The sequence below is a fragment of the Bacillus sp. 9.4 genome, assembly GCF_055486415.1.
Genome location: NZ_JBVFMU010000001.1, coordinates 478,467 through 498,614, shown reverse-complemented (window position 1 = coordinate 498,614; position 20,148 = coordinate 478,467). Strand labels below are relative to the sequence as shown.

19 protein-coding genes are annotated in these 20,148 nt (G+C 45.3%); 15 read left to right on the top strand and 4 right to left on the bottom strand.

Going from position 1 to position 20,148, the window contains the following annotated elements:
• Window positions 1-12: 12 nt before the first annotated feature.
• Window positions 13-1,431, top strand: a complete 1,419-nt coding sequence (locus ACZ07B_RS03090) for a bifunctional 2-methylcitrate dehydratase/aconitate hydratase (RefSeq protein ID WP_015251743.1) — start codon at window positions 13-15, stop codon at window positions 1,429-1,431.
• A gap of 16 nt (window positions 1,432-1,447) precedes the next feature.
• On the top strand, window positions 1,448-2,353 hold the full coding sequence (prpB, locus tag ACZ07B_RS03085) for a methylisocitrate lyase (protein ID WP_014480218.1): 906 nt from the start codon (window positions 1,448-1,450) through the stop codon (window positions 2,351-2,353).
• 41 nt (window positions 2,354-2,394) lie between these two features.
• Here prpB and ACZ07B_RS03080 read toward each other — a convergent pair whose 3' ends face one another.
• The gene (locus ACZ07B_RS03080) at window positions 2,395-2,631 is read right to left on the bottom strand and encodes a DUF2627 domain-containing protein (protein ID WP_003230304.1); all 237 of its coding nucleotides are present in this window, start codon (window positions 2,629-2,631) and stop codon (window positions 2,395-2,397) included.
• 152 nt (window positions 2,632-2,783) lie between these two features.
• Between ACZ07B_RS03080 and ACZ07B_RS03075 the strand changes: the two genes are divergently transcribed.
• From ACZ07B_RS03075 to bfmBB, 8 genes are all read left to right on the top strand, one after another.
• Window positions 2,784-4,862 carry a sigma-54 interaction domain-containing protein gene (locus tag ACZ07B_RS03075; protein ID WP_004398669.1) on the top strand — a complete coding sequence of 693 codons (2,079 nt, stop codon included), beginning with the start codon at window positions 2,784-2,786 and terminating at the stop codon, window positions 4,860-4,862.
• A 124-nt stretch (window positions 4,863-4,986) separates the two neighbouring features.
• Window positions 4,987-5,886 carry a phosphate butyryltransferase gene (gene yqiS, locus ACZ07B_RS03070; RefSeq protein ID WP_017696446.1) on the top strand — a complete coding sequence of 300 codons (900 nt, stop codon included), beginning with the start codon at window positions 4,987-4,989 and terminating at the stop codon, window positions 5,884-5,886.
• 11 nt (window positions 5,887-5,897) lie between these two features.
• A complete protein-coding gene (gene bcd, locus ACZ07B_RS03065) occupies window positions 5,898-6,992 on the top strand; it encodes a branched-chain amino acid dehydrogenase (RefSeq protein WP_003230309.1) in 1,095 nt (364 codons plus the stop codon).
• A gap of 18 nt (window positions 6,993-7,010) precedes the next feature.
• Window positions 7,011-8,102 (top strand): butyrate kinase, encoded by a 1,092-nt coding sequence (gene buk / locus ACZ07B_RS03060; RefSeq protein WP_003230311.1) that lies wholly within the window; start codon window positions 7,011-7,013, stop codon window positions 8,100-8,102.
• Window positions 8,103-8,122: 20 nt separating this feature from the next.
• Window positions 8,123-9,547, top strand: a complete 1,425-nt coding sequence (lpdA, locus tag ACZ07B_RS03055) for a dihydrolipoyl dehydrogenase (protein ID WP_015384052.1) — start codon at window positions 8,123-8,125, stop codon at window positions 9,545-9,547.
• A gap of 21 nt (window positions 9,548-9,568) precedes the next feature.
• Window positions 9,569-10,561 (top strand): 3-methyl-2-oxobutanoate dehydrogenase subunit alpha, encoded by a 993-nt coding sequence (gene bfmBAA, locus ACZ07B_RS03050; protein ID WP_464876888.1) that lies wholly within the window; start codon window positions 9,569-9,571, stop codon window positions 10,559-10,561.
• Between the two features lie 13 nt (window positions 10,562-10,574).
• Window positions 10,575-11,558, top strand: coding sequence for a 3-methyl-2-oxobutanoate dehydrogenase subunit beta (gene bfmBAB, locus ACZ07B_RS03045; protein WP_004398638.1), 984 nt, complete (start codon window positions 10,575-10,577; stop codon window positions 11,556-11,558).
• 22 nt (window positions 11,559-11,580) lie between these two features.
• The gene (gene bfmBB / locus ACZ07B_RS03040; protein ID WP_230488251.1) at window positions 11,581-12,855 is read left to right on the top strand and encodes a branched-chain alpha-keto dehydrogenase complex dihydrolipoyllysine-residue (2-methylpropanoyl)transferase; all 1,275 of its coding nucleotides are present in this window, start codon (window positions 11,581-11,583) and stop codon (window positions 12,853-12,855) included.
• 61 nt (window positions 12,856-12,916) lie between these two features.
• Here bfmBB and bmrR read toward each other — a convergent pair whose 3' ends face one another.
• From bmrR to ACZ07B_RS03025, 3 genes are all read right to left on the bottom strand, one after another.
• The gene (bmrR, locus tag ACZ07B_RS03035) at window positions 12,917-13,753 is read right to left on the bottom strand and encodes a multidrug efflux transcriptional regulator BmrR (protein ID WP_003230325.1); all 837 of its coding nucleotides are present in this window, start codon (window positions 13,751-13,753) and stop codon (window positions 12,917-12,919) included.
• A gap of 72 nt (window positions 13,754-13,825) precedes the next feature.
• Window positions 13,826-14,995, bottom strand: coding sequence for a multidrug efflux MFS transporter Bmr (gene bmr, locus ACZ07B_RS03030; protein ID WP_003230328.1), 1,170 nt, complete (start codon window positions 14,993-14,995; stop codon window positions 13,826-13,828).
• 100 nt (window positions 14,996-15,095) lie between these two features.
• Entirely contained in the window at window positions 15,096-15,989 is an 894-nt protein-coding gene (locus ACZ07B_RS03025) for a diacylglycerol kinase family lipid kinase (RefSeq protein ID WP_464876887.1), read from the bottom strand.
• A 160-nt stretch (window positions 15,990-16,149) separates the two neighbouring features.
• Between ACZ07B_RS03025 and brxB the strand changes: the two genes are divergently transcribed.
• From brxB to ACZ07B_RS03000, 5 genes are all read left to right on the top strand, one after another.
• The gene (gene brxB / locus ACZ07B_RS03020) at window positions 16,150-16,587 is read left to right on the top strand and encodes a bacilliredoxin BrxB (RefSeq protein ID WP_003226477.1); all 438 of its coding nucleotides are present in this window, start codon (window positions 16,150-16,152) and stop codon (window positions 16,585-16,587) included.
• Between the two features lie 268 nt (window positions 16,588-16,855).
• The gene (gene artP / locus ACZ07B_RS03015) at window positions 16,856-17,623 is read left to right on the top strand and encodes an arginine ABC transporter substrate-binding protein ArtP (protein WP_004398706.1); all 768 of its coding nucleotides are present in this window, start codon (window positions 16,856-16,858) and stop codon (window positions 17,621-17,623) included.
• Window positions 17,624-17,702: 79 nt separating this feature from the next.
• Entirely contained in the window at window positions 17,703-18,362 is a 660-nt protein-coding gene (gene artQ / locus ACZ07B_RS03010; protein WP_003230340.1) for an arginine ABC transporter permease ArtQ, read from the top strand.
• Complete coding sequence (gene artR / locus ACZ07B_RS03005; RefSeq protein ID WP_004398740.1) at window positions 18,355-19,077, top strand: arginine ABC transporter ATP-binding protein ArtR; 723 nt, start codon at window positions 18,355-18,357, stop codon at window positions 19,075-19,077. The genes artQ and artR overlap by 8 nt, the downstream gene beginning before the upstream one ends.
• Before the next feature lie 70 nt (window positions 19,078-19,147).
• Window positions 19,148-20,116 carry an aromatic acid exporter family protein gene (locus tag ACZ07B_RS03000; protein ID WP_464876886.1) on the top strand — a complete coding sequence of 323 codons (969 nt, stop codon included), beginning with the start codon at window positions 19,148-19,150 and terminating at the stop codon, window positions 20,114-20,116.
• Window positions 20,117-20,148 lie beyond the last annotated feature (32 nt).

Genomic DNA, 20,148 nt, shown 5'->3' with positions numbered 1-20,148 from the left:
GGAGCTGGTAGAATGCCGAAAACGGATCGTGTTATCGAAGAAATCACAGACTATGTGCTTGAAAAAGAGATTACAAGTGCCGAAGCGTATACAACAGCGGGGCATGTATTGCTGGATACCCTGGGCTGCGGGATCTTGGCGCTGCGGTATCCGGAATGCACAAAGCTGCTTGGCCCGATTGTTCCAGGAACGACTGTGCCGAATGGAAGCAAAGTGCCGGGAACGTCATATGTTCTCGATCCTGTGAGGGCAGCGTTTAATATCGGCTGCATGATTCGCTGGCTCGATTACAACGATACGTGGCTGGCGGCGGAGTGGGGGCATCCGTCCGATAACTTGGGAGGGATCCTTGCCGCTGCTGATTATGTATCAAGAGTGAGGCTGTCTGAAGGAAAAGAGCCGTTAACGGTACGCGACGTACTTGAGATGATGATCAAAGCACACGAGATTCAAGGTGTGCTGGCGTTAGAAAACAGCTTAAATCGAGTTGGCCTTGACCATGTGCTGTTTGTCAAAGTTGCGACAACCGCTGTTGCGGCAAAGCTTTTGGGCGGCGGAAGAGAAGAAATCAAAAATGCGCTTTCGAATGCATGGATTGACAATGCAGCATTGAGGACATACCGCCATTCACCGAATACGGGCTCGCGCAAATCATGGGCGGCAGGAGATGCAACAAGCAGAGGTGTTCATTTGGCGCTGATGTCGTTAAAAGGGGAAATGGGTTATCCGACAGCCCTGAGTGCACCGGGTTGGGGGTTCCAAGACGTTTTATTCAATAAGAAAGAGATCAAGCTTGCCCGTCCGCTCGACGCTTATGTCATGGAAAATGTGTTATTTAAAGTGTCTTATCCTGCGGAATTTCACGCCCAGACAGCGGCGGAGTGCGCCGTCATTCTTCACCCGCAGGTAAAGAACCGGATTGACGAGATTGACCGAGTTGTCATCAGAACGCATGAATCCGCTATCCGAATCATTGATAAAAAAGGCCCGCTCCACAATCCGGCAGACCGTGATCACTGTCTCCAATACATTACAGCAATCGGTTTGCTTTTTGGTGATATCACCGCACAGCATTATGAAGCTGAAACAGCGAGTGATCCGAGAATAGATAAACTTCGTGATAAAATGGAAGTGACTGAAAATAAAACATATACCGAGGATTATTTAAAACCTGATAAACGTTCCATCTCAAATGCCGTTCAGGTTCATTTTAAAGACGGAACGAGCACGGAAATGGTGGAATGTGAGTTTCCCCTCGGCCATCGTTTTCGAAGAGAGGAAGCAGTGCCGAAACTGCTGGAAAAGTTTTCTGACAATCTCAAAACCCATTTTCCTGATAAACAGCACAAACACATTTATGAGCGCTGTACCAGCTATGAGACATTACAAACGATGCGCGTAAATGAATTCGTAGACATGTTCTGCATGTAAAAGGGGGATTTGTTTCATGTCGTGGATCGTCAATAAGCAATCGTCACAAGAGGAGCTTGCCGGGCGTTTCCGCAAGCTGATGTCAGCACCGGACATTCTTCAAATTCCCGGCGCCCATGACGGGATGGCCGCTTTGCTTGCGAAAGAAGCCGGTTTTTCTGCTATTTATTTGTCCGGTGCTGCCTATACAGCCAGCAGGGGGCTGCCTGATTTAGGGATCATCACATCGGCAGAGATAGCTGAACGGGCCAAAGATCTTGTGCGTGCAGCTGATCTGCCTTTGCTTGTGGATATCGATACGGGATTTGGCGGTGTCTTAAATGCCGCCCGAACCGCCCGGGAGATGCTTGAAGCCAGGGTAGCAGCCGTTCAAATAGAAGACCAGCAGCTCCCCAAAAAATGCGGACATTTAAATGGCAAACAGCTAGTTCCGATCAAGGAAATGGCGCAAAAAATAAAAGCCATTAAACAAGCGGCTCCCTCCCTTATTGTTGTTGCCCGTACTGATGCCAGGGCGCAGGAAGGGCTTGATGCCGCAATAAAACGTTCAGAGGCTTACATTGAGGCGGGAGCGGACGCAATTTTCCCGGAAGCGCTACAGGCGGAGAATGAATTCCGCCAGTTTGCTGAGCGTATCTCCGTTCCGCTCCTTGCGAATATGACTGAATTTGGGAAAACGCCATATTATCGTGCCGATGAATTCGAAGATATGGGGTTTCACATGGTGATATATCCTGTCACCTCGCTTCGAGCGGCGGCAAAAGCTTGTGAGCGGATGTTTGGTTTGATGAAGGAGCACGGCTCACAAAAAGAAGGACTTCATGATATGCAGACACGAAAAGAACTGTACGATACGATTTCTTATTATGATTATGAAGCGTTAGACAAAACGATTGCCAAGACCGTTTTGCCTGACGAATAATGCAACAAAAAAAGCCGGAGTATTCTCCGGCTTTTTTGCAGCTATCGTTTTCTGAATCGCGGGCTGACTTGATTGCGTTTTCTGTCTCTGTATAAAATGAACCCGGCCAGCACATAGAGGCCGATCGCAAAAAAGATGAATCCTGACAACCCTTGGAGCCAAAGAGCTGAAAATGGCTTGATTGTATGGCCGAAAAGTGTATCTCTCATCAGTTTAATGCCTAAAGCAGAAATAGCCCCGGGGATGACTAATATTAAAAGCGCAAGAAGTCGGCTCATCTTCAGAAAACCCCTTTATCTTTTCATTTCCTTTATTGTCCAGCGGAAAAAATATTTTGTCAAGAGAAGAAAACGTGGTAACATAGGGTTGTGCAAATTATTGCAACGGAATAAATAGGTGTGCAAATTTTTTCATACAAAGGGGTATCGGGATGCAAAAGGTACTGATAGTAGGTGCCGGCAAAAGGGGAACGGCGTTATTACATATTCTGATTAAAACAGCCATCATAGATATCATTGCCGTAGTTGACAAAGACCCCGAGGCGCCGGGATTGAAAGAAGCAGAACAGTATGGGATTGCCGTTTCATCTGATTGGAAACCTTACATACAACAAAAACCGGATATCGTCATTCATACCACCGGCGATCAAGCCGTGTTTGACGAGCTCCTTCAAAGAAAGCATGAAGATACCATTGTCATGCCGGGAAAAATGGCATACATCGTTTTTCAGCTGATGGAAGAAAAGCAGCACCTGATTCAAATGCTAAAAGAGCAAACCTATAAATATGACAGAATTTTTAATTCGACCCATGATGGAATGATTTTTATTGATATCAATGAAGAAATCATTCTCTTTAACCATATGGCCGAAAAAATGGTTGGGAAAAAACGTGAGGAAGTCATTGGGCGCCCAATAAAAGAAGTGATTCCGAGCACTAAGATGCCGCGGATTTTAAAAACAAGAGTGCCTGAATACAACCAGAAGCAGCTGTTAGGCGATCATTTGCAAATTGTGACCACAAGGCTGCCGATTATTGATGAAGGCGGACGTCTGCTCGGGGCTCTTTGTGTGTTTAAAGATATCACTGATGCGGTCGAGCTGGCAGAGGAAGTGACCAACTTAAAGCAGGTCCGTACGATGCTGGAGGCAATTATTCAATCCTCCGATGAGGCGATTTCTGTCGTTGATGAAAACGGCATCGGCCTGCTAATCAATAAAGCGTATACGAAAATGACGGGGCTTTCTGAAAAAGAAGTCATCGGCAAGCCTGCAAACACTGATATTTCCGAAGGCGAAAGCATGCATTTAAAGGTGCTTGAAACAAGACGTCCTGTTCGCGGTGTCAGAATGAAGGTCGGCCCGAATGAAAAAGAGGTCATCGTTAATGTAGCACCGGTGATTGTGGACGGGATTTTGAAAGGCAGCGTCGGCGTGATTCACGATGTTTCCGAAATTAAAATGCTGACAGCGGAGCTTAATCGCGCCAGACAAATTATTCGCACGCTTGAAGCGAAATACACGTTTGACGACATTATCGGCAAAAGCGAGCAAATGCTGGTTGCGCTTGAGCAGGCGAAGCTCGGTGCGAAAACACCGGCAACCATCTTGCTGCGCGGGGAATCAGGAACAGGAAAAGAACTGTTCGCCCATGCCATCCATAACGAAAGTGACCGGAAATACAATAAATTTATTCGCGTGAATTGTGCAGCCCTTTCTGAAAACCTGCTCGAATCAGAATTGTTCGGCTATGAGGATGGCGCGTTTTCAGGAGCGAAGCGCGGCGGTAAAAAGGGTTTATTTGAGGAAGCAAATAACGGCAGTATTTTCTTAGATGAAATCGGTGAGCTGACACAAAATATGCAGGCCAAATTGCTACGCGTCCTTCAAGAAAAGGAAATCGTCAGAGTGGGCGGCACGAAAGCGATCCCTGTCAACGTCAGAGTGATCGCGGCGACAAATGTAAATATTGAAAAGGCGATGGCGGACGGAACGTTCCGGGAAGACCTGTATTACCGGATCAACCGCTATCCGATCTCCATCCCGCCTTTGCGTCAGCGGTTGGAGGACATTGAAGCACTGAGCGTCAGACTTATCCAAAAGATCAACCGGGATTACGGCAGGAATGTAAAAGGGCTCTCACAGCAAGCCTTGCGCGCCTTATCTGCCTACCATTGGCCTGGGAATGTCCGGGAGCTTGAAAATGTCCTTGGACGAGCCATGATTTTTCTGAATCCGCATATGGAATGGATTGAAAAAGATCACTTGCCTGTATTCGAACTTGAGCAAAAAGAAAATGACACAGACCAGGGAACAGGTTTTGATTTTCCGGATATTGAAGGCGAAAAGCTGTCTGTCGCAGTAGAAAAATTTGAAGCACATTTGATCCAGCAAACGCTTGAAAAGCATCATTTTAACCGGACAAAAACAGCAAAAGCTCTCGGTGTCAGCATTCGGAACTTATATTACAAAATGGATAAATATGGCCTTGCAAATGAAGGCATGCAATAATTTGCAGAATAAACGCAAACATCTGCACGAATGTTTCAATATACCTGGTATGACAGCACCCTTAAGAGCTGGCATGGAACTTGCATAATAAAAGGCGGAGTCGAAACAAGAAAGGTGGTAACAGATGAAGCTGAAAGATTTAATCGGCAAAGCGTCGATACACAAAAATAAGACCATTGCGGTTGCTCATGCTGAGGATGAGGAAGTGATCCGGGCTGTAAAGCTGGCAGCCGAGCACCTATCCGCCCGTTTCTTGTTAACGGGCGACAGCACAAAACTGAACGAGCTGACATCATCCATGCAAGGGCATCAAGTGGAAATCGTCCATGCCGATACTCCTGAGGAATCGGCGAAATTAGCGGTTCGTGCTGTGCATCATAAAACAGCGGACGTTTTAATGAAAGGCAATGTGCCGACTTCTGTTTTGCTTAAAGCGGTATTGAACAGACAGGAGGGGCTTCGGTCAGCAAGTGTCCTTTCCCACGTGGCTGTCTTCGATATACCGGATTTTGACCGGCTGATGTTTGTGACAGATTCGGCAATGAATATTGCTCCTTCGCTGGAAGAGCTCCGGCAGATTTTGCAAAATGCCGTTCATGTGGCCCATGCAGTGGGGAACAATATGCCAAAAGCAGCTGCCCTTGCAGCGGTCGAAACGGTGAACCCTAAAATGGAAGCGACCGTGAATGCAGCTGCTCTAGCTCAAATGTACAAAAGGGGCCAGATCAAAGGCTGCATTGTTGATGGACCGCTTGCTTTGGATAACGCAGTTTCACAAATTGCCGCGGCCCAGAAAAAAATTTCGGGAGACGTAGCGGGCAACGCTGATATCCTTCTCGTCCCAACAATTGAGGCCGGCAATATTTTATATAAATCACTGATTTATTTTGCCAAGGCCAGCGTGGCGGCTGTCATTACAGGAGCAAAAGCACCGATTGCTTTAACAAGCAGAGCGGACTCTGCTGAAAATAAACTGTATTCCATTGCGCTGGCAATATGCGCATCTGAAGAATACACACATTAGGAGGAACGAACATGGAACTTTTTAAATATATGGAGAAATACGATTACGAACAATTGGTATTCTGCCAGGATGAACAATCTGGATTAAAAGCGATTATCGCGATTCATGATACAACGCTTGGTCCGGCGCTTGGCGGAACGAGAATGTGGACATATGAAAATGAAGAAGCGGCAATTGAAGATGCGCTCAGATTGGCTAGAGGCATGACCTATAAGAACGCGGCGGCAGGCTTAAACCTTGGCGGCGGAAAAACAGTCATTATCGGCGATCCGCGCAAAGACAAAAATGAAGAAATGTTCCGCGCGTTTGGCCGCTATATTCAAGGGCTGAACGGCAGATACATCACGGCTGAAGATGTGGGCACAACGGTCGAGGATATGGATATCATTCATGATGAAACAGACTACGTTACAGGGATTTCTCCTGCTTTCGGCTCTTCTGGAAATCCGTCCCCAGTCACAGCGTACGGGGTGTACAGAGGAATGAAGGCAGCAGCTAAAGCTGCTTTTGGAACCGACTCTCTTGAAGGAAAAACCATTGCTGTACAGGGTGTTGGGAACGTAGCCTATAACCTTTGCCGCCACCTGCATGAAGAAGGAGCAAACTTAATCGTTACGGATATCAACAAACAATCTGTACAGCGTGCAGTTGAAGATTTTGGCGCCCGTGCGGTAGATCCTGATGATATTTATTCACAAGACTGCGATATTTATGCGCCGTGTGCCCTTGGTGCGACTATTAACGACGATACCATTAAACAGCTGAAGGCGAAAGTGATCGCAGGTGCGGCTAACAACCAATTAAAAGAGACACGCCATGGTGATCAAATTCACGAAATGGGCATCGTTTATGCACCGGATTACGTGATTAACGCGGGCGGTGTTATCAACGTGGCAGATGAGCTTTACGGCTATAATGCAGAACGTGCATTGAAAAAAGTTGAAGGCATTTACGGCAATATCGAGCGTGTACTAGAGATTTCTCAGCGTGACGGCATTCCTGCATATTTAGCGGCTGACCGCTTGGCAGAGGAACGTATTGAACGCATGCGCCGCTCAAGAAGCCAGTTTTTGCAAAACGGCCACAGTGTATTAAGCAGACGTTAAGAAATTGATCTGGAGGTTATGAAAGTGCTACATGACGAAAAACGCATTCTCACAATTAATCCAGGCTCAACTTCAACGAAAATCGGTGTTTTTCATAACGAAAGAAGCATTTTTGAAAAAACATTGAGACACAACATAGAAGAGCTGCAGCGATTTGACCGAATTATTGATCAGTATGAATTTCGTAAAAACCATATTCTCGAAACGCTTCATGAACAGGGAATCAATATTTCAAAGTTTGATGCAGTCTGCGCAAGAGGCGGCCTTCTCCGGCCAATTGAAGGCGGGACCTACGTAGTGAATGATGAGATGATTGAGGATTTGAAAAGCGGCTACGCCGGTCAGCATGCTTCTAATCTCGGCGGCATTATCGCGCGGGAAATCGCTGACGGCCTGAATATCCCTTCGTATATCGTCGACCCTGTTGTCGTAGACGAAATGTCAGTGCTTGCGAAAGTTTCAGGCATGCCTGAAATTGAACGGAAAAGCATTTTCCATGCGTTAAACCAAAAAGCTGTCGCTCGTAAAGCGGCAGCCTCTCTTGGCAAACGATATGAGAACATGAAAATGATTATTACCCATATGGGCGGAGGTATTACAATTGGCGTCCATGACCGCGGGCGAGTGGTAGATGTCAATAACGGCCTGCACGGCGAGGGACCATTCAGTCCTGAACGAGCAGGAACAGTGCCTGCGGGAGATCTTGTTGATCTATGTTTTTCAGGGGAATATACAAAAGAAGAAATCATGAAAAAGCTTGTTGGCACCGGCGGACTTTTAGGCTATCTCGGTACAAATGATGCAGTAAAAGTGGAACAGATGATTCAGGGGGGCGATGAAAAAGCCCGCTTCATTTATGATGCCATGGCATATCAGGTAGCAAAGGAAATCGGGGCAGCCAGCGCGGCGTTAAAAGGCGAAGTTGAAGCGATTGTGCTGACGGGAGGCCTTGCGTACGGAAAAAGTTTTGTTTCTGCTATCAGATCATACATAGATTGGATTTCAGACGTTTTAGTCTATCCGGGTGAAAATGAACTGCAGTCTCTTGCCCAAGGGGCGCTCAGAGTATTGCAGGGCGAAGAGCAATCCAAACAATATCGTATTGAATAGACAGACAGGAGTGAGTCACCATGGCAACTGAGTATGACGTAGTCATTCTGGGCGGCGGTACCGGCGGTTATGTTGCGGCCATCAGAGCCGCTCAGCTCGGCTTAAAAACAGCCGTTGTGGAAAAGGAAAAACTCGGGGGAACATGTCTGCATAAAGGCTGTATCCCGAGTAAAGCGCTGCTTAGAAGCGCAGAGGTATACCGGACAGCTCGTGAAGCCGATCAATTCGGAGTGGAAACGGCTGGCGTGTCCCTCAACTTTGAAAAAGTGCAGCAGCGTAAGCAAGCCGTTGTTGATAAGCTTGCAGCGGGTGTAAATCATTTAATGAAAAAAGGAAAAATTGACGTGTACACCGGATATGGACGTATCCTTGGACCGTCAATCTTCTCTCCGCTGCCGGGAACAATTTCTGTTGAGCGGGGAAATGGTGAAGAAAATGACATGCTGATACCGAAACAAGTGATCATTGCAACAGGATCAAGACCGAGAATGCTTCCGGGTCTTGAAGCGGACGGTAAGTCTGTACTGACTTCAGATGAGGCGCTCCAAATGGAGGAGCTGCCACAATCAATCATCATTGTCGGCGGAGGGGTTATCGGTATCGAATGGGCGTCTATGCTTCATGATTTTGGTGTGAAGGTAACGGTTATTGAATACGCGGATCGCATATTGCCGACTGAAGATCTAGAGATTTCAAAAGAAATGGAAAGTCTTCTTAAGAAAAAAGGCATCCAGTTCATAACAGGGGCAAAAGTGCTGCCTGACACAATGACAAAAACATCAGACGATATCAGCATACAAGCGGAAAAAGACGGAGAAACCGTTACCTACTCTGCTGAGAAAATGCTTGTTTCCATCGGCAGACAGGCAAATATCGAAGGCATCGGCCTAGAGAACACCGATATTGTTACTGAAAATGGCATGATTTCAGTCAATGAAAGCTGCCAAACGAAGGAATCTCATATTTATGCAATCGGAGACGTAATCGGTGGCCTGCAGTTAGCTCACGTTGCTTCACATGAGGGAATTATTGCTGTTGAGCATTTTGCAGGTCTCAATCCGCATCCGCTTGATCCGACGCTTGTGCCGAAGTGCATTTACTCAAGCCCTGAAGCTGCCAGTGTCGGCTTAACCGAAGACGAAGCAAAGGCGAACGGGCATAATGTCAAAATCGGCAAGTTCCCATTTATGGCGATTGGAAAAGCGCTTGTATACGGTGAAAGCGACGGTTTTGTCAAAATCGTGGCGGACCGAGATACAGATGATATTCTCGGCGTTCATATGATCGGCCCGCATGTCACCGACATGATTTCTGAAGCGGGTCTTGCCAAAGTGCTGGACGCAACGCCGTGGGAGGTCGGGCAAACGATTCACCCGCATCCAACGCTTTCTGAAGCAATTGGAGAAGCAGCGCTTGCCGCAGATGGCAAAGCCATTCATTTTTAAAAGCATAAAGGAGGGGCTTGAATGAGTATAAACCGACATCAAGCACTAGGGCTGACTGATCAGGAAGCCGTTGATATGTATAGAACCATGCTGTTAGCAAGAAAAATCGATGAAAGAATGTGGCTGTTAAACCGTTCTGGCAAAATTCCATTTGTAATCTCTTGTCAAGGACAGGAAGCAGCACAGGTAGGAGCGGCTTTCGCACTTGACCGTGAAATGGATTATGTATTGCCGTACTACAGAGACATGGGTGTCGTGCTCGCGTTTGGCATGACAGCAAAGGACTTAATGATGTCCGGGTTTGCAAAAGCAGCAGATCCGAACTCAGGAGGCCGCCAGATGCCGGGACATTTCGGACAAAAGAAAAACCGCATTGTGACGGGATCATCTCCGGTTACAACGCAAGTGCCGCACGCAGTCGGTATTGCGCTTGCGGGACGTATGGAGAAAAAGGATATCGCAGCCTTTGTTACATTTGGGGAAGGGTCTTCAAACCAAGGCGATTTCCATGAAGGGGCAAACTTTGCCGCTGTTCATAAGCTGCCGGTTATTTTCATGTGTGAAAACAACAAATACGCAATCTCAGTGCCTTACGATAAGCAAGTCGCATGTGAGAACATTTCCGACCGTGCCATAGGCTATGGGATGCCTGGCGTAACTGTGAATGGAAATGATCCGCTGGAAGTTTATCAAGCGGTCAAAGAAGCACGCGAAAGGGCACGCAGAGGAGAAGGCCCGACATTAATTGAAACGATTTCTTACCGCCTTACACCACATTCCAGTGATGACGATGACAGCAGCTACAGAGCCCGTGAAGAAGTAGAGGAAGCGAAAAAAAGTGATCCCCTGCTTACTTATCAAGCTTACTTAAAGGAAACAGGCCTGCTGTCCGATGAGATAGAACAAACCATGCTGGATGAAATTATGGCAATCGTAAATGAAGCGACGGATGAAGCGGAGAACGCCCCTTATGCAGCTCCTGAGTCAGCGCTTGATTATGTGTATGCGAAGTAGGGAGGAAGAACAAATGTCAGTAATGTCATATATTGATGCAATCAATTTGGCGATGAAAGAAGAAATGGAACGAGATTCTCGCGTTTTCGTCCTTGGGGAAGATGTAGGAAGAAAAGGCGGTGTGTTTAAAGCGACAGCCGGACTCTATGAACAATTTGGGGAAGAGCGCGTTATGGATACGCCGCTTGCTGAATCTGCGATCGCAGGAGTCGGTATCGGAGCGGCAATGTACGGAATGAGACCGATTGCTGAAATGCAGTTTGCTGATTTCATTATGCCGGCAGTCAACCAAATTATTTCTGAAGCGGCTAAAATCCGCTACCGCAGCAACAATGACTGGAGCTGTCCGATTGTCGTCAGAGCGCCATACGGCGGAGGCGTTCACGGAGCCCTGTATCATTCTCAATCAGTCGAAGCAATTTTCGCCAACCAGCCCGGACTGAAAATTGTCATGCCATCAACACCATATGACGCGAAAGGGCTCTTAAAAGCCGCAGTTCGTGACGAAGACCCCGTGCTGTTTTTTGAGCACAAGCGGGCATACCGTCTGATAAAGGGAGAGGTTCCGGCTGATGATTATGTCCTGCCAATCGGCAAGGCGGACGTAAAAAGGGAAGGCGACGACATCACAGTGATCACATACGGTCTGTGTGTCCACTTCGCCTTACAAGCTGCAGAACGTCTCGAAAAAGATGGCATTTCAGCGCATGTGGTGGATTTAAGAACAGTTTACCCGCTTGATAAAGAAGCCATCATCGAAGCTGCGTCCAAAACTGGAAAGGTTCTTTTGGTCACAGAAGATACAAAAGAAGGCAGCATCATGAGCGAAGTAGCCGCAATTATATCCGAGCATTGTCTGTTCGACTTAGACGCGCCAATCAAACGGCTTGCAGGTCCTGATATTCCGGCTATGCCTTATGCGCCGACAATGGAAAAATACTTTATGGTCAATCCTGATAAAGTGGAAGCGGCGATGAGAGAATTAGCGGAGTTTTAAAGACGTAAGGGAGGATACAATCATGGCAATTGAACAAATGACGATGCCGCAGCTTGGAGAAAGCGTAACAGAGGGGACGATCAGCAAATGGCTTGTCGCCCCCGGTGATAAAGTGAACAAATACGATCCGATCGCGGAAGTCATGACAGATAAGGTAAATGCGGAGGTTCCGTCTTCTTTTACTGGTACGATAACAGAGCTTGTAGGAGAAGAAGGCCAAACCCTGCAAGTCGGAGAAGTGATTTGCAAAATTGAAACAGAAGGCGCGAATCCGGCTGAACAAAAACAAGAACAGCCAGCTGCTTCAAAAGCCGCTGAGACGCCTGCTGCAAAAAGTGCCGAAGCAGCTGATCAGCCCAATAAAAAGCGCTACTCGCCAGCTGTACTCCGTTTGGCCGGAGAGCACGGCATTGATCTTGAACAAGTAACAGGAACAGGTGCCGGCGGGCGCATCACACGAAAAGATATTCAGCGCTTAATTGAAACAGGCGGCGCGCAAGAACAGAAGGCTGAGGAGCCGAAAACAGCAGCTCCTGCACCGAAGTCTGCATCAAAACCTGAGCCAAAAGAAGAGACGTCATATCCTGCGTCTGCAGCCGGTGATAAAGAAATCCCTGTCACAGGTGTAAGAAAAGCAATTGCTTCCAATATGAAGCGAAGCAAAACAGAAATTCCGCATGCTTGGACGATGATGGAAGTCGACGTCACAAATATGGTTGCATATCGCAACAGTATAAAAGATTCCTTTAAGAAGACAGAAGGCTTTAATTTAACGTTCTTCGCCTTTTTTGTAAAAGCGGTCGCTCAGGCGTTAAAAGAATTCCCGCAAATGAATAGCATGTGGGCGGGGGACAAAATTATTCAGAAAAAGGATATCAATATTTCAATTGCAGTTGCCACAGAGGATTCTTTATTTGTTCCGGTGATTAAAAACGCTGATGAAAAAACAATTAAAGGCATTGCGAAAGACATTACCGGCCTAGCTAAAAAAGTAAGAGACGGAAAACTCACTGCAGATGACATGCAGGGAGGCACGTTTACCGTCAACAACACAGGTTCGTTCGGCTCTGTTCAGTCGATGGGCATTATCAACTACCCTCAGGCTGCGATTCTTCAAGTAGAATCCATCGTCAAACGCCCGGTTGTCATGGACAATGGCATGATTGCTGTCAGAGACATGGTTAATCTGTGTCTGTCCTTAGATCACAGAGTGCTTGACGGTCTCGTGTGCGGACGATTCCTGGGACGTGTGAAACAAATTTTAGAATCGATTGACGAGAAGACATCTGTTTACTAAATAAGCAAAAAGAGCATTTTTTGAAGTTTTGTTTCAAAAAATGCTCTTTTTCTATGATTTATTATTCAGCGATCCGTATTTTCATTTCGACTCGATATTCTTCTTGTTTTTTCGGGGAGTAATGAATCGGTATGATTAACTCGTATACATCACTGACAACTGTTAATTGGCGGTCTGCGATATACTTGATAAGCTTCTGTAAGTTGAGAAAATAATGTTCAGGCGAAAAATTATACGCGATACACGCATACCTCCCTTTAGGGATTGTTGTGATTTCCATATCCGGCGTAATTGATGAAATCTGTTTATTCGTCAATACAGGCGTGAAAATATGACGGTAAGTCATTTCATCAATGCTGGTGTAGGGCTGAAAAGAGAAAGTAGCACCGTAGCTATTGTTCGTAAATCCATCTGCTGACTCGATAAATTTTTTTAATTTGCTGTAGGAGGCATTGAGCACGTTTTCAGGCCCGATACCTTCTGCCTCTGTCTGAATGATCCGTATTTCTTCTTCATCTAAAACAAACACCTCACCGAGCGCGGGATATTCCATCTGCCGTTTCATCCGCTTTTTCACCAATGAAATGGTTTGCTCCAGTGCTGATAAAAAGTCTAATTTCTCCCTGATTTGCCTCTCCTGCTCTGTATAAAAAGCAAACAGTTCTTCCATCTCTAAGTCCTGTGCTTTTTTCATCTCCTCTAAAGGTGTGCCGATATATTTCAATGATTTGATCAAATCCAGATGAATGAGCTGAGAATCTGTATAATAGCGGTAGCTGGTATCCGGGTCGACGTAGGCTGGTTTAAATAAATCAATTTTATCGTAATAACGGAGCGCTTTAATCGACACGTTTGCCAGTTTTGAAACTTCCCCAATTGAGTAATATGATTCCTTCATGCCATCACTCCTTCTATCATCAGTATAAAGAAGAAGCGCATTCTTTGCAGTACACAAAGAATGCGCTTCTTATCACGTGCTGGCTTTAAGATGTGCAGGCGCTTTCCAAGCAATGGTCAGTGCAATCCCTATGGCTAAGGTGACCGTTGCAAAGTAGAAAGGATAGTTTACATCTATATCGAACAGCATTCCGCCGATAATAGGCCCGAATACATTGCCGATACTTGTAAACATTGAATTCATACCGCCGGCAAACCCCTGTTCATTTCCCGCAATCTTTGACAGGTAAGTCGTTACCGCAGGCCGCATGAGATCAAATCCGACAAATACGGTGACTGTCACCAGCAGAATCGCAACATATGAATGTACCGTTGTCAGCAAGAATACCAGACTCGTCGAGAGAATTAAGCTGTACCGAATTAAATGGATTTCACCAAACCATCTTGTGAAGCGGTCGAATAAGACGACTTGCGTAATGGCGCCAACAATCGCTCCTCCTGTAATCATAATGGCAATGTCGCTGGCCGTAAAACCGAATTTATGATCCACGAATAATGCAAATAAAGATTCAAATGATGCTAAACCAAAAGACGAAATTAAGATAATGAGAAAAGCTATGAAATACATGGGGGCAAAAATCCGTTTAAAGCCTGTCTTCTGTCCTTTTATTTCCTGATTTTCAGGGTTTCGTTCCGGCTCGCGCAGCGTGAGGATTGATAAAATGGCTGCTAACAGTGCAAAAGCTGCCGCAAAGAAAAAAGGCAGCCGGGAATGGACCTCTGCTAAAAATCCCCCGATGCCGGGGCCGATAATAAATCCTGTTGAAATAGCGGCTGACATATAACCGAGCGCTTTCGGCCGTGTTTTAATGGTCGTGATATCTGCGATAAAAGCCGTGACCCCAGGCATAATGAAGGCTGCGCTGATACCGCCCAGCATACGGGAGATAAATAACATCTCAACTGTTTTTCCAATGCCGAATAAAAACTCCGACACACTAAAGAACAACAGGCCGATCACAATCATGATCTTGCGCCCGAAGCGATCAACCCATCGTCCGGCTATTGGTGAGACAATGAGCTGTGTAATAGCGAAGCAGGCAACCATATAGCCGACCGCAGTCCCTGATAAATGCAATTCATTCATAATGGTCGGCGTTACTGGAATCACAAGCCCGATCCCCAAAAAAGCAATAAATAAATTGGTTAATAATATCGTTAAGGTAATATTTTTCTTCTCCATATGACTTCCCCTTTTTCAAGTGTGTATCCCTTATACTGTAAGACCTCCTCCTGGGGGAGAGTCAACGGATTTGCAAAATCTTTCTAAAGCCTTATGACAGTTATTCATTTGCGGGAACAAGCATGTCGATATGCTGCGGCAGGACCTGAATGACTGCGGGTGTATGTGTATAAACTTCTCCATCCATATCCGCCTTTTTGGCAGTGTCTGTTTCAATCTCGATACGGGAGGCCTGGACATAGGACAGCTCTCCGGTAAAACGATCAATTGAGCCCTGTTCCATGCTCATCAGCTCCCGCAGCGCGGTGAGGTTGGTGTTGCGGCATATGAGAACATCAAGTAAGCCGTCTTCAATACTGGCATCGGGCAGAGGAATTCGATTCGTTCCAATGTATTGGCCATTCATCACAAGCAGCATAACGGCTTCTTCTTTAATTTCTTCTCCATCAATTTTTAATGTCATCGGAAACGATGCAGCGGATGAGACGGTTCGCAAGGCACTTGTAAAATAGCTGATTTTTCCCAATAATGCTTTTTCCGTTTCGTTGATTTGATTCGACGTTTCTGCAATTAAGCCGATCCCCCAGAAATTCAAAAAATAACGGTCATTCATCTGACATACGTCTACGCTGGTATTTTTTCCTGACATAAGTGCTTCCGCTGCCTTTGCAAGATTTTGAGGGATGCCAAGCACTCTTGAAAAGTCATTGCACGTGCCTCCGGGCAAAATTCCGACCGCGGGTTTTCTTTCTAGAGCGCTGATAGCATTTATGCATTGATGGATCGTGCCGTCGCCGCCGAGAATGAAGACGGTGTCGACAGAATCATCAATGGATCGGCAAAAATGATACGCATCATCCTTTTTCTTTGTCTGTTTAATAATCACCTCATCTAAATGGTGAGATAAAACCGGCACGACAGCACCAAGTGCTTTTTCTATATTTTTGTTGCCGGCATTTCCGTTATGAATCAGTAACGCTTTCCGGTGGCTCATATACAACTGCTCCTTTATTTTACTTCTGGTTATATAATCCCCTTTTTCTGTAAGCAGTAAACGAAGAGCAAAAAAAGTGCACGGCGAAGCAAAGTCATTTGCCGATATGGACGTTTCCTTGCTATCATAAGAACAGATGATGAAAAAGGAGAGGTCTTCATTGAATATGGACTTTAATTTATTTATGAATGATATTGTCCGCCAAGCGAGACAAGAAATAACAGCTGCCGGATACACTGAGCTGAAAACAGCTGAAGAGGTGGATGAGGCACTTACGAAAAAAGGAACGACGCTTGTCATGGTAAACTCTGTTTGCGGATGCGCCGGAGGAATTGCAAGACCGGCAGCCTACCATTCCGTTCACTATGATAAAAGACCTGATCAGCTCGTCACCGTTTTTGCCGGACAGGATAAAGAAGCGACAGCGCGTGCGCGTGACTATTTTGAAGGTTATCCGCCATCTTCTCCGTCCTTTGCGATTTTGAAAGACGGAAAGATCATGAAAATGGTAGAGCGTCATGAAATTGAAGGCCATGAGCCGATGGCCGTAGTGGCAAAGCTGCAGGAAGCCTTTGAAGAATATTGTGAAGAAGTATAAGACGAACAACCCGGATGCTCAAAGCGGCCCGGGTTTTTTTGTGCATAAATTTCCAAGAGTATATGAATAAATATTAAGGGATTATTCAATCGGATTGTACAGTGATTTTATTTTTATCTAGTAATATCAAAAAGAGATCACTGGAAAGATAAGCTTGAAGATAATTTTAAAAAATAGTATTGCATAAAAATAAGAAACTGTTTAAAATACAAATTAACGAATAAATATTCAAATATACCAAAAGTAATGAATACGGGGGAAATGGATCATGAAAAAATGGCTCTTATTACTTGTAGCTGCTTGCATCACCTTTGCATTAACTGCGTGCGGCTCAAGCAATTCAGGTTCAGAAAGCGGAAAGAAAAAATTAATTATGGGTACTTCGGCGGATTACAAACCGTTTGAATATAAAGAAGGAGATAATATTGTCGGCTTTGATGTAGAGCTGGCAAAAGCTCTGGCAAAGAAGGCAGGCTATGAAATTGAAGTGCAGGATATGGACTTCAACAGCTTAATTACAGCGCTTAAATCAAAACAGGTGGATCTCGTTCTGTCAGGAATGACACCAACGCCTGAGCGTAAAAAACAAGTTGATTTTTCAGATGTGTATTACACAGCGAACCATATGATTGTCAGCAAAAAAGACAGCGGCATTCAATCTTTGAAAGACCTGAAAGGAAAAACAGTTGGCGTTCAGCTTGGCTCTATTCAGGAAGAGAAGGGGAAAGAGCTTTCTCCGGAATATGGTTTTAAAACAGAAGACCGCAACAGAATTTCTGATTTGGTGCAGGAAATCAAATCTGACCGCTTCGATGCCGCGATTATTGAAGACATTGTTGCAGAAGGGTATTTCAAATCAAATGATGACCTGCAAGGCTTTGTGATTCCTGATGCGAAAGCGGAAGAAGCCGGTTCAGCAATTGCTTTCAGAAAGGACAGTGAACTGACAGACAAATTCAATAAAGCGCTCAAGGAAATGGAAGATAACGGAGAGCTTGAGAAATTGAAGAAAAAATGGTTCACTGGCGAGAAGTAAAAAAAGCGGCTCAACTTTTTCGTTGAGCCTTTTTATTGAATAGGAAACTTTTTTCCTGTAAGAAAAGGAGACAAAGGCTATGAATTTGGATTTTTCAGCAACGATCCCCCAAATTCCTTTTATATTAGAAGGCTTGGCAATTACATTAAAAATTGTTGTTGTATCTGCTATTATCGGACTTATACTCGGTATTGTGCTAAGCTTATGCAAGATCAGCACATTCCGCCCGTTTATCTGGATCGCTGATTTTTATACATCAGTGTTCCGAGGCACGCCTTTAGTGCTGCAGCTTATGATTGTCTATTTTGGCCTTCCTCAGCTGCTCGGATTTCAAATTGACCAGTTTTGGGCTGCGGTTGTCGCATTGTCTTTGAATTCCGCCGCTTATGTATCGGAAATTATCAGAGCCGGAATCAATGCCATTGATAAAGGGCAAAAAGAAGCTGCTGTTGCACTCGGTGTCCCGTATGGAAAAATGATGAAGGATCTGCTGCTGCCTCAGGCCTTCAAAAATATATCACCTGCAATTGTGAATGAATTAATTACGTTAACAAAAGAATCGGCGATCGTCACCGTCATCGGGCTTGGTGATGTCATGAGACGCGCATATCAAGCTGGCGCCGCCACTTACAATTACCTTGAGCCGCTCATTATCGCGGGATTGATTTATTATGTGCTTGTCCTGATTTTAACGTTTATCGGCAAGGCTGTAGAAAGGAAGCTGAAATCCAATGATTAAGGTTGAAAAGCTGTCAAAATCATTTGGGAAACACGAAGTATTAAAAAACATTTCAACAACAATCGCTGAGGGTGAGGTTGTTGCCGTGATCGGTCCTTCAGGCTCAGGCAAATCAACGTTCCTACGCTGTTTAAACCTGTTGGAAAAGCCTAACGGCGGAACCATTACAATAAAAGACACAGAGATTACGAAGCCGAAAACCAACACATTAAAGGTCCGGGAAAACATCGGGATGGTTTTTCAGCATTTTCATCTCTTTCCGCACAAAACGGTTCTCGAAAACATCATGTACGCGCCTGTCAATGTAAAAAAAGAATCAAAACAGGCTGCACAGGAGAAAGCTGAGGACCTGCTCCGCAAAGTCGGTTTGTTTGAAAAGCGAAATGACTATCCAAACCGTTTGTCTGGCGGACAAAAACAGCGTGTCGCGATTGCCAGGGCTCTTGCGATGAATCCGGACATCATGCTGTTTGACGAGCCGACCTCCGCCCTTGATCCGGAGATGGTCAAAGAAGTGCTACAGGTGATGAAAGAGCTGGTCGAAACCGGCATGACCATGGTGATTGTCACACATGAAATGGGCTTCGCAAAAGAAGTGGCAGACCGCGTGCTGTTTATGGACCAAGGAATGATTGTCGAGGACGGCAATCCGAAGGAATTTTTTATGTCGCCAAAATCCAAAAGAGCGCAGGACTTTTTAGAGAAAATATTATAGAATATAAAAAAGAAGAAGGCTGGCCGCCTCTTCTTTTTTATTGAAGAAACAAATAGAAATGGAGTCCGACATGTTTAAAATTGGTTACCGCACAATAAAGACCGCGCTTGGAACAGCTTTGGCTATTTATGTAAGCCAGTTATTGCATTTGCAAAACTTCGCATCAGCAGGAATCATCACCATTTTGTGCATACAAATCACACAAAAACGGTCGCTTCAGGCCTCATGGGCCCGCTTTGCGGCATGCTGTCTGGCAATTGTTTTTTCTTATCTCTTTTTCGAGCTTATTGGCTACCACCCGTTTGTGATCGGAGCGCTTCTTTTGATATTCATTCCAATAACGGTTCTGTTAAAAATTAACGAGGGTATTGTCACCAGTTCCGTTATTATCCTTCATTTATACATGTCCGGCGGCATTACGCTTGCTTTCATCTGGAATGAAGTTCAGCTGATTACGGTTGGCATCGGCGTCGCTCTATTGATGAACTTGTATATGCCTAGTCTTGATCGGAAACTGATTGCCTACCGCAAAAAGATAGAGGATAACTTTGCTGTCATTTTTGCAGAAATCGAACGGTATTTGTTAACTGGTGAGCAAGATTGGTCAGGAAAAGAAATTCCGGAAACGCACCAGCTCATTACGGAGGCTAAAAACCTGGCATATCGAGATGTGCAAAACCACATTTTGCGTTACGAAAATCTGCATTATCATTATTTTAAAATGAGAGAAAAGCAATTTGAAATTATCGAACGCCTTCTCCCTAAAGTAACATCGATCTCCATCACGGTAGATCAGGGAAAAATGATCGCTGAATTTATTCATGATTTGCGGGAGGCGATACACCCTGGGAATACAGCGTACAAATTTCTGAAAAGACTTGCTGACATGAGAAAAGAATTTGAGGAGATGCCGCTTCCGGCGACTAGAGAGGAATTTGAAGCAAGGGCCGCTCTCTTCCATCTTCTCGGCGAAATGGAACAATATTTAGTGATTAAAAGTTATTTTAAAGGAATAAAAGCGCAAAAATCACTCGGATGATTCGCATGAGCTCTTCCTTCATTGGTCAACCT

What these genes read in the sequence shown, in the direction of transcription:
- ACZ07B_RS03090 (WP_015251743.1), top strand. Translation starts at nt 13, where the DNA reads ATGCCGAAAACGGATCGTGTTATCGAAGAAATCACAGACTATGTGCTT.
- prpB (WP_014480218.1), top strand. Translation starts at nt 1,448, where the DNA reads ATGTCGTGGATCGTCAATAAGCAATCGTCACAAGAGGAGCTTGCCGGG.
- ACZ07B_RS03080 (WP_003230304.1), bottom strand. Translation starts at nt 2,631, where the DNA reads ATGAGCCGACTTCTTGCGCTTTTAATATTAGTCATCCCCGGGGCTATT.
- ACZ07B_RS03075 (WP_004398669.1), top strand. Translation starts at nt 2,784, where the DNA reads ATGCAAAAGGTACTGATAGTAGGTGCCGGCAAAAGGGGAACGGCGTTA.
- yqiS (WP_017696446.1), top strand. Translation starts at nt 4,987, where the DNA reads ATGAAGCTGAAAGATTTAATCGGCAAAGCGTCGATACACAAAAATAAG.
- bcd (WP_003230309.1), top strand. Translation starts at nt 5,898, where the DNA reads ATGGAACTTTTTAAATATATGGAGAAATACGATTACGAACAATTGGTA.
- buk (WP_003230311.1), top strand. Translation starts at nt 7,011, where the DNA reads ATGAAAGTGCTACATGACGAAAAACGCATTCTCACAATTAATCCAGGC.
- lpdA (WP_015384052.1), top strand. Translation starts at nt 8,123, where the DNA reads ATGGCAACTGAGTATGACGTAGTCATTCTGGGCGGCGGTACCGGCGGT.
- bfmBAA (WP_464876888.1), top strand. Translation starts at nt 9,569, where the DNA reads ATGAGTATAAACCGACATCAAGCACTAGGGCTGACTGATCAGGAAGCC.
- bfmBAB (WP_004398638.1), top strand. Translation starts at nt 10,575, where the DNA reads ATGTCAGTAATGTCATATATTGATGCAATCAATTTGGCGATGAAAGAA.
- bfmBB (WP_230488251.1), top strand. Translation starts at nt 11,581, where the DNA reads ATGGCAATTGAACAAATGACGATGCCGCAGCTTGGAGAAAGCGTAACA.
- bmrR (WP_003230325.1), bottom strand. Translation starts at nt 13,753, where the DNA reads ATGAAGGAATCATATTACTCAATTGGGGAAGTTTCAAAACTGGCAAAC.
- bmr (WP_003230328.1), bottom strand. Translation starts at nt 14,995, where the DNA reads ATGGAGAAGAAAAATATTACCTTAACGATATTATTAACCAATTTATTT.
- ACZ07B_RS03025 (WP_464876887.1), bottom strand. Translation starts at nt 15,989, where the DNA reads ATGAGCCACCGGAAAGCGTTACTGATTCATAACGGAAATGCCGGCAAC.
- artP (WP_004398706.1), top strand. Translation starts at nt 16,856, where the DNA reads ATGAAAAAATGGCTCTTATTACTTGTAGCTGCTTGCATCACCTTTGCA.
- artQ (WP_003230340.1), top strand. Translation starts at nt 17,703, where the DNA reads ATGAATTTGGATTTTTCAGCAACGATCCCCCAAATTCCTTTTATATTA.
- artR (WP_004398740.1), top strand. Translation starts at nt 18,355, where the DNA reads ATGATTAAGGTTGAAAAGCTGTCAAAATCATTTGGGAAACACGAAGTA.
- ACZ07B_RS03000 (WP_464876886.1), top strand. Translation starts at nt 19,148, where the DNA reads ATGTTTAAAATTGGTTACCGCACAATAAAGACCGCGCTTGGAACAGCT.